A 13,477-nucleotide genomic window follows, 5' to 3' on the forward strand; every position below is an offset into this window, starting at 1 on the left:
GGTTGCGCGGGGCGGGCGCAGGGAGCATTTCTTAAAACGCGGGGCAACCTGTAGGCTGAGAACGTTGCTGACGCAACGACCCTCCTGCCATGCCCAAAAGGGGTATGGCCGAAACACAAGACCATAGGAGGTGATGAGGTCCGTGCGTCAATACGAGATGATGATCATCATCGACCCTTCCCAGGATGAACGCACCGTTGCCCCGTCGCTGGACAAGTACTTGGAGATTGTCCGCAAGGAAAACGGTTCCGTGGAAAAGGTTGATGTCTGGGGCAAGCGTCGCCTTGAGTACCCGATCAACAAGAAGGACGAGGGCATCTACGTTGTTCTCGACCTGAAGTGTGAGTCGGCTACCGTGCTGGAAATTGACCGCCTGCTCAACATCAACGACCAGATTCTGCGCACCAAGGTGCTGCGGAAGGACCAGTAGCTTTCACCACGCCATATAAGGCGAAAGCTGCAGGCTCCGATCGGACTGTACAGGCACCTTTAAACCATTAACCTAAGCACTGTAACCATTTCGGGCTTCTGTTCTTTTTGACGCCCACACGTCACCACACAACGTTAGGAAAGAAACATGGCACAGGGAGATACCCAAATCACCGTGGTCGGCAACATCGTTGCGGATCCGGAGCTGCGCTACACCCCCAACGGGGCCGCAGTGGCGAACTTCCGCGTGGCCTCCACGCCCCGTCGCTACGACCAGCAGGCTGGTCAGTTCGTCGACGGTGAGCCGCTGTTCCTGACCTGCAACGTGTGGCGCCAACCTGCCGAGAACGTGGCAAACAGCCTGAACAAGGGCGACCGCGTGATCGTGACCGGCCGACTGCGCCAGCGTTCCTACGAGGATCGCAATGGCGAGCGCCGCACCGTCTTCGAAATTGAAGTTGAAGAGGTCGGACCTTCGCTGCGCTTTGCAACTGCGGATATCAACAAGGCATTCCGCGGTGGCCAGGGCGGCAACGGTCAGGGCGGCCAGGGCGGCAACGCTGGTGGCTTCGGCGGCCAGGGTGGCCAGGGCGGTGGCTTCGGCGGTAACGCTGGTGGCCAGGGTAATGGTAATGGCGGCCAGGGTGGCTTCGGCGGTAATGCCGGCAACCAGGGTGGCCAGGGTAATCAGGGTCAGAACAACCAGGGCTTCGGCGGCCACAATGCTGCCATGGATGATGACCCGTGGAACTCTGCCCCACAGTCCGGATTTGGTGATGGCGACGACGAGCCGCCATTCTGATCGGTTAGCTTAAAAGCTGCTGGTCAGCGTTAAAACTTTTTTTGAACATAATTGGTCAAACCAAAGCACAACGAAAGGCTGGATCATGAAGCTGATCCTCACCGCCAACGTTGACAAGCTCGGTGTCCCCGGCGACATCGTAGAGGTCAAGGCTGGCTACGGACGTAACTACCTGCTTCCGCGCGGCTACGCAATCGTTGCTACCCGCGGCGCTGAGAAGCAGATCGAAGGAATTAAGCGCGCACAGGAAGCACGACAGATCCGTGACCTGGACCACGCACGCGAAGTTAAGGAAGAGCTGGAGAACCTGAGCGGCGTGACCATCGCGGTCCGCACTGCAGAATCCGGCAAGATGTTCGGCTCTGTTACTGCAGACAACATTGTTGACGCAGTGAAGAAGGCCAACGGTCGTTCCCTGGACAAGCACAGCATCAAGCTTCGCAAGGGCGATGTTAAGGCAACCGGCGTTTACTCTGTGGACGTTCAGCTGCACGACGGCATCGTTGCATCCCTGAGCTTCGAGGTCGTTTCCGCGTAACTTCGCCCCGCTTGGTTGGCTTTCCAGCTAGTTGGCTGGTTTTCAGTTGGCTTTGCTTGGCTGACATTTCAGCTGGCTTTGCTTGGCTGGCGTTTGAGTCGGCTTGGCTGGTTTCAGTTGGCTGGCTTTGCTTGGCTGGCGTTTGAGCCGGCTCGCATAGCTGTTTGCCAGCGAAGCCCTGTTCCCGTGCCTAGACAACCACGGGTCGCGTGCCTAGACAACACGCGTGGGCTTTAGGCTCTGAGCTGCAACAATGTGGCGTTGAGCTGCAAACATGCCGCTGAGCCCTACTACCAAGCCAACGAGCTGCGAAATTGCGCGTGCGACGAGAACGCACCAGTAGAAAACTTTTCAACTTAGACAACAGCAGGTTGAGGCCCCACGCATTCGTGCGTGGGGCCTTTTCCTTTGCCTGATTGCTTCCGGCTGATCCTCAGTAGAGCTGCACAAATTTTGCCTGGCTGCCCTCGCCAGGGGCGCTAAATGTCAAGGAAACTGCAGTAGGCGGCAGTCCAAGTCTGGGGAAGTTGCAGTGCGCGGCACTAAAGGTCGTGGATGTTGCAGTAGGTGGCGTTAGCTGTCGGAAAAGTTGCACTTCGTAGGGCTAAATGTCGGAAAAGTTGCAAAACCAAAAACTCCGTCAGTCTCGCAGGCCACGTGAAAGGCTCTGACCTGCATGTTTGCAAATCTGCAAATGACTTTCAATAACAAACTGCAACTTTTCCGACATTTGCGCTCCTCGGGCACTCTGCCCGAGCCCCTGGACGCTCCCCATAGTGACAGAAGGCTCTGTGCCGAGCCCAACCTGCGAAGCTCAGCACACACACGGCGCCCCAAGTACCGGCGCAAAGCCGCCCCAAGTACCAGCGCAAAGCCGGCGCAAAGTCAGCGCAAAGCCGCCCCAAGTACCGCCGCAAAGCAGCGCAAAGCCAGCGCAAAGCCAGCGCTGCAGCTAAACCCGCAGCTCAGCGGCACCGCCGCCGCCCTCGCCAGCTGCCAGCGGTGCCGCCGCCTCCAGCGCATCCGTGCCGAAAGCCATGTCGTGCTTATTGTCAGCGCCCGTGTAGGCGCGGCGTTCCTTGATGTAATCCTGCTCCATTCGCCACGGATCCCCAGCGCCCTGGCGCGGCAGAGTCGCCACGCTGCGCTGAATATAACCGCTGGACATCTCCAACAACGGCAGGTCAGCGGCCTCGCCGGCGGGCAGGACCGGGCAAGCCCACTGCTCGCCGCGGGCATCCATGTCCTTCCACAGCTGCACCAAGTACCGCGAGGTCATGTCCGCACGCAGCGTCCACGACTGGTTCAAATAGCCAATGGTGTAGGAGAAGTTCGGCAGGCGGTTAGCCATCATGGCACGATAAGCCACCAAAGACTCAGTGGGAACTGGGGTGCCATCGACTGAGAAGTGGGCGTCACCAAAAGCAAGAAGTTGTAGTCCTGTGGCGATCACCAGAACGTCCGACTCGATGTACCCGCCGGAGCGCAACTGCACCCCACTTGCGTCAACGCGCGAAATGTGGTCGGTGACGACCCGCGCCCCGCCGCGCACAGCCTTGAAGAAATCGCCGCCGGGGGACTTGCAGACGCGCTGATCCCACGGGCCGTAGGGCGGCGTGAAGTTGCGGCGGACCTCGTCGGCGGGCAGGTACAGGCGGTTCCAGCCGCGGAACACCAGCTTCGCGATGCTCGGGAATGTCTGGCACAGGTGGTACTGCGCCATGTCGCGGCCGATGTGTAGGCTGCGCGCCAGGCGGTGGCCGAAGGTGCCGGGCTCGGTGCTGAGGCCCAGGCCGACGAACGAGCTGATCGTGTCGGTCTCCGGCAGCGGCGCGATGTAGGTGGGGGTGCGTTGCAGCATGGTGACCTCCGCGCCCATCTCGTGCAGCGCCGGGACCAGCGTGATCGCGGTCGCGCCCGAGCCGATCACCGTGACCTTCTTGCCGCGCACGTCGAGGTCGCGGGGCCATTGCTGTGGGTGCAGGGCGGTGCCTTCGAAGGTATTGACGCCCTCAATGTCCGCCGTGAACCCTTCAGAATGGCGGTAGTACCCGGTGGCGAAGTGGAGGCGGCGGGTCCACGTGGTGAGGGTTGGCTGCTCGGGGCTGGCGGGGGCGGTGGCTCCGTCGGTGCCCTCCGAGTTTGCGTGGCCGGGGCGGCCAAGGCGCATGGTGACCTCCCACAGGCCCTGGTCGGTGTGGAAGTTCACGGCCTGCACCCAGGTGGATAGTTGCAGGCGGTCCAGCATGCCGATTTCTTCGGCTGCTTCGTGGCAGTAGTCGCGGATCTGCTTGCCGGAGCCGAGGGTGCCCTTGTGTGGCCACTTTTTGAAGGGGAGGGAGAAGGTGGCCATGTCGGAGTCCGAGCGGATGCCGGGATATTGGAAGGTGGCCCAGGTGCCGCCGAGGTCGTAGTTGGAGTCGACGGCCGCCCAGTTCCAGTCGGAGAAGTTCTTGGCGACGTGGTGCGCGAGGTCGATGCCGGAGAGGCCGGCACCGACGATGAGGATGTCGAGGGGGCGCTCGGCGGTGGCGTCTGCAAGCTGAGGCAGGGGAGAGGTGGCGTTGGTCGGTGCAGTTGAGGTGTCGGGTGTGGCGTTCATGGGGGACAGGCTACTTCACCCCGGGAGGGTGCCGTGGGGAAACCAATATTTTGCTTCTATATAGAAAACTGTGGCGGTGTTGACTGTGGCGTGGTGCGCAGCGCTGTGGGGACGGCGTTGACGGCAGCGTTGTAGGGGCGCGGATCGGCTTGCCGCAGGTGGCGCGCTGAGGCTTGTGCATAAGCAGCGTGACTCTTGGGGTGAAAGGTGAATTCTGTGTGAATATTTTTCCAAGATCGGGCGACCTGGGACTTTACAGGAGCCTAATCGCCTGGCCTGCATGTTTGTTTATCCCCAAGTTATCCACTGATGTAAAAAGCACTTTTCACACTAGTCACACGCTCCTGACCTGGGAGAATGTGAAAAGGTGCAGGTGAGGGCGTCGACTATCCACAACTTATCCACAAGCCATCCTGGGGCGTTGTGAGTTATACACAGAGCCTCCACAGAATAATCCACAGAGCCTGTGGATAACTCGATTTGCTTCCGTGCAAAATAGCGCTCAACTCACGCCCAACTCACGCCCAACTCGAGCCCAATTCACGCCCAGCGCGCGCCCAGCACGCGCCAGAAAAGCTCGCATGGAAGGCGCGGAAAACATGCTTAGGGGGTTGTCTGGCCGTACCACTAAAGTGGACTGCATGAGCCAGAAGAACGCAGGCATGAACTTCGACGACGGCGCCCCGTTGCCCGACGAGCCTTTCGATGATTTCGGCGACCCCGGCGCCTTCGACGGCGGAGCTGGCGGAGCTTCCGGGGCGGGTGCGGGAAGCTTCCAGGGCGGCAACTTCAACGACGGCAGCCGACGGGGTGGAAACTTCCAGGGCGGCAACTTCCGGGGTGGCAGCCGGCGAGGCGGCGGTGGCGCGGGCAACCAGCAGATCGTGCGCGAGATGCCGCAGAACGCCGAGGCCGAGCAGGGCGTGCTCGGCGCCATGATGCTGAACAAGGACGCGATCGCGGATGTCGTGGAGGTCCTGGTCGGCGACGATTTCTATGTGCCGAAGCACAAGACTATTTTTGACGCCATACTTCAGCTCTACGGCGAGGGTAAGGAAGTAGACCCGGTGATCGTCAGCGGGCGCTTGGACCGGGACGGCGTGCTGGGCTTCGTTGGTGGCGCGAACTACATTCACAGCGTCTATTCAAAGACTCCGACCTCGGCAAACGTTGGCTACTACACCGAGATCGTGCGCGAGAAGGCCACGTTGCGGCGCCTGGTGCAGGCGGGCACGACGATCGTGCAGCTAGGATACGCGGGCACGGAGGGTGCGGAAGTCGACAGCGTGGTCGACCGCGCGCAGCAGGAGATGTTCGCCATCACCAACGATGCCGCGAAAGAGGACTACGAGGTCTTCGCGGAACTGGTTGCCTCCACGGTGGGGGAGATCGAGCAGTTGGAGAGCCAGGATGGCGTGGAGATGGGCATCCCCACGGGCTTCGCCGACCTGGATGATCTGACGAACGGCCTGCGCGGCGGACAGATGGTGATTGTGGCCGCGCGACCCGGTGTAGGTAAGTCGACGTTGGCTCTCGATTTCATGCGTTCGGCGTCGATCCAACATGGAAAAGCGTCGGCGCTGTTCAGCTTGGAAATGAGCAAGTCGGAGGTGATGATGCGCATCTTCTCCGCGGAGGCGGAGGTGCGCCTGGCCTCTATGCGCGGCGGCAAGTTGACCGATGACGACTGGGACCGGCTGACCGTGCGTATCGGCGAGATCGAGGATGCGCCGATCTATATCGACGACTCGCCAAATCTGACGATGATGGAGATCCGCTCGAAGGCGCGCCGCCTGAAGCAGCAGGTGGACCTGCAGTTGATCGTGGTGGACTACCTGCAGCTGATGTCTTCCGGTAAGCGCGTGGAATCGCGCCAGCAAGAGGTCTCGGAGTTCTCCCGCCAGCTGAAGCTGCTGGCCAAGGAGGTCAACGTCCCGGTGATCGCAATTTCGCAGCTGAACCGTGGCGTGGAGTCCCGTGGTGACGACGCGCTGCCGCGTGTCTCTGACCTGCGCGAATCTGGCTCGCTGGAGCAGGATGCCGACATGGTCATGCTGATCAACCGCCCGGATTCCCAGAATCCGGATCACGAGCGTGCCGGCGAGGCCGACATCATCCTGGCGAAGCACCGTGGTGGCCCGATTGGCACCGTGACGGTGGCGAACCAGCTACAGTTCTCCAAGTTCTCTGACATGGCGCGCGACATCAGCCCGATGCCCTAGGTAGCTGCCCCCCCAGCAGTCCAGCCCCAGCGCCCAGCCTCCCTGCGCGTTCGCGCGGAGCTAGAACTGCGCGTCCAGCTTCGAAAGTAGCGCGAGCAACTTCTCCACCTCGGCGTCGCTGAGGTGGTCGAAGATCAGCTCCCGGACCTTCTTCACGTGCCCGGGAGCAGCATTAGTAATCGCCTCGAGGCCTGCGGGTTCGAGGACAACGAAGGCCCCGCGGCCGTCGGCGTCACATGTCTCGCGCCGCACCAGGCCGCGCTTAGCCATGCGCGTGATCTGGTGCGACAAGCGGGAACGGCTCCACTGCATCGTGTTCGCCAGGGCGACGATTCGCTGCTGGTTGTCCGGCGACTCCGAAAGGTGCACCAGAACTTCGTAGTCCGACAAAGAAAGGGACGTGTCCGCCGATAGCTGCTGTGCCAGTTCGGCATTGATCTGGATGTGGGTGTTGAGCCACGCTCGCCACACCTGCTGTTCGCGGCTGTTCAACCACTGAGTTTCCTCTTTCGCCTGCTTGCTTGGCGGGAGAGAAGTGTTTGCTCGTGTCATGTGCTCCAGTATCGCACATCAGTCAACTTAGTTGACGCATCAACTACGCCGACAACTTCCAGATCGACGCAGCGCACTCCGAGATCGGCTTCGTCGCCATTAAGCAGGCCTAACTCACCTCACTCACCGGGCTAGGTAACATAGCCCCTATGAAACGCCTCCCGCCCGTCGCCTTGGTCTTCCTCGGTGGCGCGCTGGGGGCGATTCTTCGTTGGGCGCTCACCATCTGGCTCCCCGCCCTCGGCGACCCAACGCGCGTCCCCGGCGCGGCCACGCAGCTAAACGCCTTCGGCTTCGTCACCCTCGGGGACGCCGCATTATTGCTGGTCAACGTCCTCGGAGCCCTCATCCTGGCGCTACTTGTCGGCCTTATCCCACGCGCCGCCGACCCCCGTCGGGCCTTCTGGGGCACGGGCGTGCTCGGCGGATTCACCTCGTTTAGCTCGCTCGCCGCGGCCGTGGTCGGTGCCGATGCGGCTCGGGCGCTCTTTTTTCATGACGCCACCTCCTCCACCACACCCGTCCTCATCGGCGCAGCTTACGGGGTGTGCACGCTGGCGCTTGGCCTGTTTGCGGCCGCCGCTGGCCTGCGGCTGGGGCGCGACCTGAACACGCTGGGGCGCATGCGGAGCGCGGCGGTCGGCAAAGCTCCCACAGGCGGCACTGACGCAGGCCGCGAGGCTCGGGGAGGGGGAGGCCGATGAGCGCCGGGGCAACACTCGTGGAATTGGTGGCCGTCGCAATCGGCGGCGGAGCAGGCGCCGCTGCGCGCTACCAGCTGGATACGTATCTGAAATCCCGGCGCGGCTGGGCGCCGCTGTGGAGTCTGGCGGTTGTCAACCTTTTAGGCACCATCGCGCTGGGAGTGGTCCTCGGCTTTGTTTTGCAGCACCCCGGGGCTCTGCAACAGCCCGAAGCCTTGCAACCTTCCGGGGGAGCGGCCAGCGCTCTGGGCAAATCCTTCAACGGCGACAGCCCCTTGAGTATCCTATTTCCGCTGATAGGAGTAGGCGTAGCCGGAGGTTTCACCACGTTCTCCACGGCCATGGTGGAGGTGTTCACCCAACCCCAACCGGCCCGCCGGATCGTCGGCGTGGCGGCGATGCTGCTGGCCTGCTGCGCGGTATTCCTGCCCGCGATCTGGGGCGGCGCGGCACTGGCGGGCGCCTAGCTGGCGCGGTCTTGGCGGGTACTTGACCCGCTACTTTTTCGCCGTCACCCAGATGTCGATCTCCACGTAAGTGGATTCCGTGCCCTCGTCATCCGCGAAGTGAATCTTCACCGGCACGGTCTGCCCGCCGGATTCCTTCGTGATCTTCTCGAAGTCCGGCAGCTCCGCCGTCGCGGTGGCCGTCAGGCTGCCCTTCGTCTTCTTCAGGTACTGCGTGCGCATTCCTTGCGGTAGCCAGCGGTGCGTGTTTGGTATGGACGCCTCAGCTAGCATCCCCATCGCAAACTCTGCGACGTTGCAGGCCGCAATGGCGTGGAAGGTTCCAATGTGGTTGTTCAGCAGCCACCACTTCTTCGACCGAACCTTGCAGTAGCCGGGGCGCAACTCCTGCAGGCGCGGCTGCACGGTAAGGAAGTATGGCGCCTTTGCGCTGGCTACCAGCGAGAACAGGCCATTGCCGAATGGCTTCTGCGCAAGCTTCTTGTACATTTTGAAAGTGCCGGATGGATTCACGTTGGCGTCATAAATAGACATAAAAAGAACTCTAAACGGGGAATAAAGTGTGCGTTGCGTAATGTTGGAAAAACGTGCACGCCCAACGACAACCAACCGAAGGGAAAGAAATGGCGACCGTAGAAATCACCGGTGAGAACTTCCAGGAAACCGTGCAGGGCGACGGCATCGTTGTTCTGGACTTCTGGGCGGAGTGGTGTGGCCCGTGCCAGCGCTTCGCACCCATCTTCGAGAAGGTCTCCGAGGAGCACCCGGATGCGGTGTTCGGCAAGGTGGACACTGAGGCTCAGCAGGAGTTGTCCGCTGCGCTGCAGATCCAGTCGATCCCGACTGTGATGATGTTCCGCGACGGTGTGCTGCTGGCCAGGGAGTCTGGGTTGCTGTCTGCGAAGGCTTTGAACGACCTGATGGATCAGGCGCAGAAGCTGGACATGGACGAGGTTCGCAAGCAGCTTGAGGCTCAGCAGGCCGAGCAGTAGTAAGCGCGCGCTGAGGCGCGGGCGGGCGCGGCCTAGAGGGCGTCACCAAAAAGAACCGCAATTCGCGCAACGGTGCCACCGCGGGGATAATGCATAAGGGCATTACAACAGGAGGCACGAAGAATGGGACGGATCAACGGCAGGAAGGCCGCAGTTGCGCTTACCGCCGGGCTGGTCGGCTTTGCCGGCACCGGAATGGCCGTGGCGAAGGGTGGTATTTCCGCGAACTTGGCGCTTTCCGGAACCTTCTTCACCGTGACTATCGGCGGCCTGTCCGGGCAGGATTTCTCCCTGTTCATGGATAACGACACGAAAGGTGACGACCACCTGCCCGTCGCGCGCGTGAAGATAAAGGAGGCGAAGGCCTCTGACCTGTGCCTTTCCACCACTGTGCCGAACCTTCCCGCCGTCGGCGAGGCCACCCTTTCGCTGCGCGCCAACGGACAGAACAGCGTTGATGCGGACGACCTGATCGTAGGCTCCACCGACATCAAGGGCAGCCTGCGGATGGCCGATCCCAACCTTGGTATTGACGCCAGCCAGGTCAACCCCGAAGCACCGGACGACGCTTGGGGTCTGCACTCGAAGGACGTGCAGGTTGTGGCGGATAAGATCATTGCCACGTCGGTTGGTGCAAAGCAGCTGAACGTTTCCGGTGTGGAGGCGAGCGTGCGCCGAGGAACCGAGAATGCCTGCTAAAGGGCGGTTAGCGCGCTTCGCCGAGTGGCGCCGCAACCGACCGTTTGTGCCGGGACTGTTGGTGCTGCTTTCGGGTGTTGTCATAATGACGCCCGCGTATCTGACGTTGCGGATCTCTGACCTACTGGTGATGATCTCCACGCTGTCGGGAGTTTCCACGCTATTCCTGGGCGCAGCGCAGATCATGTTTGCACTGGGTATTTGGCTGAAGCCTGCCACGGCGCCCTACCTGGGAGTTTTCGCCATTTTGGCATCGCTGGTGGCGCTGCCGGCCTCCAATATCGGCGGGTTCTTGTTGGGCTCGCTGCTGGGTATATTCGGCGGGGCGTTTGCCCTAGCCTGGGAGCCTGGGGAGCGTAAGCCGAAGAAGGCCCGGGGCGAGGACGAGGACGGGGGCTCCGGCGGCGGGTACTCCGCGACGGTTGCAGCCCTGCTGGTGGCAGTGGGGATTGCGACCGGCTTGGGCATCCTGAATGCGAATGCCCCGTACAGTGTGGCGCAGCCCGCGCGCGTGGGCGACGTAGGCCAGGTCACCGCAGATAACGTGACCTTCAAGGGGAACGTGCGTGTCGGCGTGGATTCCGTGGGCACGGAGCAGGGCCGCCGCGACCTGCTGCGCATCACCGGCGACCGACTGGAGATCAAGAACCTGCAGATCAAGCTGCCCGGCCAGTGGGGTGACGGACTGATGCAGACCGGCCCGGATGTGGAGACCTACGTGATCGACGGCCCCGTCGTGGTGGAGGCTACGTCCCTGGAGGCCGTGCCCGCGCTGGCTGAGATTTCCACGGTACCGGTGAAGGTCGATATCTCCGCTGGCGCGGGGGATGTGTTACACCAGCTGGGCTTGGTTCCTAGCGAGGCGCCGATCCCGGACCCGGTGATGGAGGTCGTCTCCCTGAAGCAAGTGAAGTTGGACCTGTTGCACCTGACCGGGCGGGACATGAATGCCCCGGTGGTTCACCTGTACCCGCTCTAGTGGCGGGTTGTCGCCCCGCTCTTGCTTTCGCCCCGTGCGCCACACGGAAAGTCAGTACGCTGGAATGCAGTTAACTTAAACAAACCACTACATCCCGACTAAGTACCGACTACACACCGACACAGGAGTTTTCCCATGGCGAATCCTTTTTCTAAGGGCTGGAAGTACTTGATGCAGTCCCTCGACACCAAGATCGAGGAGAACGCGGATCCCCATGTGCAGATCCAGCAGGCCACGGAAGCGGCCCGCAAGCAGCACCAGCAGATTTCCGAAAGTGCAGCGCGCGTGATCGGCAACCGCAACCAGCTGGAGATGAAGCTGAACCGCCTGCAGCAGGACGCAGACAAGCTCTCCAACAATGCCCGCACCGCCATCCAGCAGGCCGACAAGGCCGCAGCTGACGGCGACCAGACCAAGGCTAACGAGCTGAACCAGACTGCAGAGCTCTTCGCATCGCAGCTGGTCTCCGTCGAACAGCAGCTGGAGGAAACCAAGCAGCTGTACGCCGGCGCGGAAGAAGCAGCCCGTCAGGCGCAGCAGCAACAGCAGCAGTCTGCTGCCCGCCTGGAGGATCAGATGGCGCAGATCAACCAGTTGCGCACCCAGATTGACCAGGCGAAGATGCAGGAGGCCACCGCGAATTCCATGCAGCAGATGGATGGCCTGGTGCAGAACGATGACGTGCCGACCCTCGATAGCGTGCGCGAGAAGATCGAGCAGCGCTACGCTCAGGCGCTCGGCAGTCAGGAGCTTGTCGAGAACTCCGTGCAGGGTCGGATGGCGGAAATCGAATCGGCTGGAAATGACATGCGAGCCAGCTCCCGCCTGGAGGAAATCCGCGCCCAGATGAATGCCGAAAACGGTGCTAACGCTCTCGAGCGGGGCGAGGGTAGCGGCGAAGGCACTGGCGAAGCTCAGGGCGAAATTGAGCGCTAGGCCCGACTCCGACCGCGCGGAGCACTCCGTCCCTCCCGGCGAGCCAGCGCCCGGTGCAAAACTCCTGATCGGCGTGCTCGTCGCTGCGGCTTTCGTAGTGATTCTCAACGAGACTACCCTGGCTGTGGCGCTGCCCGTTTTGATGGGAGAGTTTGGCGTCACCGCCGATGCAGCGCAATGGCTGACCACAGCGTTCATGCTCACGATGGCCGTGGTCATTCCGATGACGGGCTACATCATGCAGCGCTTCCGGCTGCGGTCGATCTACATTGCGGCGCTGACGACGTTCCTTGTCGGCACGATCCTGGCTGCGGCAGCGCCGACGTTCCCGATCCTGCTGCTCGCGCGCGTGGTGCAGGCCAGCGGCACGGCGCTGGTAATCCCGATGTTGATGACCACCATCATCCGCCTGGTGCCAATCAACCGCCGTGGTGCGGTGTTCGGCCTGGTGTCGGTGGTTATCGCGGTGGCTCCGGCACTGGGCCCGACGTTCTCCGGGGTGGCGCTGGAGGCCTTGGGCTGGCGCTGGATCTTCATCCTCGTCGCTCCGCTGGTTCTGATTTCCCTGGTCGCGGGCCTGTTCCTGGTGAAGAACTTCGAGGAGCCGACCCGCCCTTCCCTGGACGTGCTCTCTGTTTTCCTCTCTGCCTTCGGCTTTGCGGGCCTGGTCTACGGCCTGGCCGGCCTGTCGGAGCTGGCCGACGGCGTACCTGTGCAGCGTCTGGTTATCCTCGCCGCAGGCCTGGCGATCCTGGTGGTTTTCTTCCTGCGCCAGCGTTCCCTGGAGCGCAGCGACAAGCCGAACGCCACCCCGCTGCTGAACCTGCAGCCGGTGCGCGTGCGCGAGTACAACCTTTCGCTGGGGCTGCTGCTGTTTTCCTTCTCCATGCTCTTCGGCTTCATCATCTTGATGCCGCTGTATGCGCAGAACGTCGCGGGCCTGTCGGAGCTGAAGACCGGCATGGTTTCCCTGCCCGGTGGCCTGGTCATGGGCCTGCTGGGCCCGGCCATTGGGCGCGCCTACGATGCCCGTGGCACGCGCATGCTGATCATCCCGGGCAGCATATTGATCACGATCGCGATGATGGGCTTCGCCGCCCTGGAACAGACGGAGCACCTGTTCGCCTGGGTCGGATCCGGGACGTGGCCGGCGTTTGTGCAGCTCATGGTTCTTACGGTGATCTTGAACTTGGGCATTGCTTTGATGATGACGCCCCTTATGTCCAACGCCCTGGCCGCCGTGCCGGACTCTTTGGCTGCCCACGCGCAGGCAATTTTGAATACCCTTCAGCAGGTCGCGGGTGGCGCCGGAACGGCGATTTTCGTGGCTGTGATGACTTTCGCATCCGCCCGCTACGCCTCTAGTAATGCGGCGGAGCTGGCAGGCCTGGCTGCGACGGATCCTGCGCTGGTGGAGGCGCAGGTGGTGGGCCAGGGCATCCACGTGGCGTTCCTGGTTGCGGCTTTCGCGTCGGTGGTGCTGATGGTGCTGTCGGCGTTCCTGAAGTTGGACGCGCGGGAGTCCGCGCACCCGGGCGCACCGAAGAGCTAGGGG

General features: G+C 62.1%; 14 protein-coding genes. 11 read left to right on the top strand and 3 right to left on the bottom strand.

Annotated elements, in window-relative coordinates:
• The first annotated feature begins 142 nt into the window (after positions 1-142).
• The 3 genes from rpsF to rplI all read left to right on the top strand — a co-directional run bounded on the left by rpsF (position 143) and on the right by rplI (position 1,769).
• Positions 143-430, top strand: a complete 288-nt coding sequence (rpsF, locus tag CRD15_RS04010) for a 30S ribosomal protein S6 (protein WP_034966795.1) — start codon at positions 143-145, stop codon at positions 428-430.
• 147 nt (positions 431-577) lie between these two features.
• Entirely contained in the window at positions 578-1,231 is a 654-nt protein-coding gene (locus CRD15_RS04015) for a single-stranded DNA-binding protein (RefSeq protein ID WP_034966646.1), read from the top strand.
• Positions 1,232-1,316: 85 nt separating this feature from the next.
• On the top strand, positions 1,317-1,769 hold the full coding sequence (rplI, locus tag CRD15_RS04020; RefSeq protein WP_034972646.1) for a 50S ribosomal protein L9: 453 nt from the start codon (positions 1,317-1,319) through the stop codon (positions 1,767-1,769).
• 952 nt (positions 1,770-2,721) lie between these two features.
• Here the strand turns inward: rplI and CRD15_RS04025 are convergent.
• On the bottom strand, positions 2,722-4,371 hold the full coding sequence (locus tag CRD15_RS04025; RefSeq protein WP_187401965.1) for an NAD(P)/FAD-dependent oxidoreductase: 1,650 nt from the start codon (positions 4,369-4,371) through the stop codon (positions 2,722-2,724).
• Between the two features lie 641 nt (positions 4,372-5,012).
• Here CRD15_RS04025 and dnaB point away from each other — a divergent pair.
• Positions 5,013-6,593, top strand: coding sequence for a replicative DNA helicase (dnaB, locus tag CRD15_RS04030; RefSeq protein WP_034966799.1), 1,581 nt, complete (start codon positions 5,013-5,015; stop codon positions 6,591-6,593).
• A gap of 60 nt (positions 6,594-6,653) precedes the next feature.
• On the opposite strand, the gene CRD15_RS04035 is transcribed toward dnaB, so the two are convergent.
• Positions 6,654-7,085 carry a MarR family winged helix-turn-helix transcriptional regulator gene (locus CRD15_RS04035; RefSeq protein ID WP_230580171.1) on the bottom strand — a complete coding sequence of 144 codons (432 nt, stop codon included), beginning with the start codon at positions 7,083-7,085 and terminating at the stop codon, positions 6,654-6,656.
• Between the two features lie 209 nt (positions 7,086-7,294).
• Here CRD15_RS04035 and CRD15_RS04040 point away from each other — a divergent pair, with 209 nt between their 5' ends.
• The gene (locus tag CRD15_RS04040) at positions 7,295-7,849 is read left to right on the top strand and encodes a CrcB family protein (protein ID WP_187401967.1); all 555 of its coding nucleotides are present in this window, start codon (positions 7,295-7,297) and stop codon (positions 7,847-7,849) included.
• A complete protein-coding gene (locus CRD15_RS04045) occupies positions 7,846-8,316 on the top strand; it encodes a CrcB family protein (RefSeq protein WP_043011745.1) in 471 nt (156 codons plus the stop codon). The genes CRD15_RS04040 and CRD15_RS04045 overlap by 4 nt, the downstream gene beginning before the upstream one ends.
• 30 nt (positions 8,317-8,346) lie before the next feature.
• Here the strand turns inward: CRD15_RS04045 and CRD15_RS04050 are convergent, their stop codons facing one another.
• Positions 8,347-8,850: a hotdog fold domain-containing protein gene (locus CRD15_RS04050; RefSeq protein WP_034966656.1), complete on the bottom strand. Its 504-nt coding sequence runs from the start codon at positions 8,848-8,850 to the stop codon at positions 8,347-8,349.
• Between the two features lie 89 nt (positions 8,851-8,939).
• Here CRD15_RS04050 and trxA point away from each other — a divergent pair, with 89 nt between their 5' ends.
• From trxA to CRD15_RS04075, 5 genes are all read left to right on the top strand, one after another.
• Positions 8,940-9,308: a thioredoxin gene (gene trxA, locus CRD15_RS04055; RefSeq protein WP_034966658.1), complete on the top strand. Its 369-nt coding sequence runs from the start codon at positions 8,940-8,942 to the stop codon at positions 9,306-9,308.
• A gap of 123 nt (positions 9,309-9,431) precedes the next feature.
• A complete protein-coding gene (locus CRD15_RS04060; RefSeq protein ID WP_187401968.1) occupies positions 9,432-10,007 on the top strand; it encodes a DUF6230 family protein in 576 nt (191 codons plus the stop codon).
• Complete coding sequence (locus tag CRD15_RS04065; protein WP_051893687.1) at positions 9,997-10,986, top strand: DUF6114 domain-containing protein; 990 nt, start codon at positions 9,997-9,999, stop codon at positions 10,984-10,986. Before CRD15_RS04060 ends, CRD15_RS04065 begins: the two co-directional genes overlap by 11 nt.
• Positions 10,987-11,121: 135 nt before the next feature.
• Positions 11,122-11,922, top strand: a complete 801-nt coding sequence (locus CRD15_RS04070) for a PspA/IM30 family protein (protein ID WP_187401969.1) — start codon at positions 11,122-11,124, stop codon at positions 11,920-11,922.
• The gene (locus CRD15_RS04075; RefSeq protein WP_237745525.1) at positions 11,912-13,474 is read left to right on the top strand and encodes a DHA2 family efflux MFS transporter permease subunit; all 1,563 of its coding nucleotides are present in this window, start codon (positions 11,912-11,914) and stop codon (positions 13,472-13,474) included. The genes CRD15_RS04070 and CRD15_RS04075 overlap by 11 nt, the downstream gene beginning before the upstream one ends.
• Positions 13,475-13,477: the final 3 nt, after the last annotated feature.

The organism is Corynebacterium sp. LK28 (assembly GCF_014335105.1).
GTDB classification, from domain to species: domain Bacteria; phylum Actinomycetota; class Actinomycetes; order Mycobacteriales; family Mycobacteriaceae; genus Corynebacterium; species Corynebacterium macclintockiae.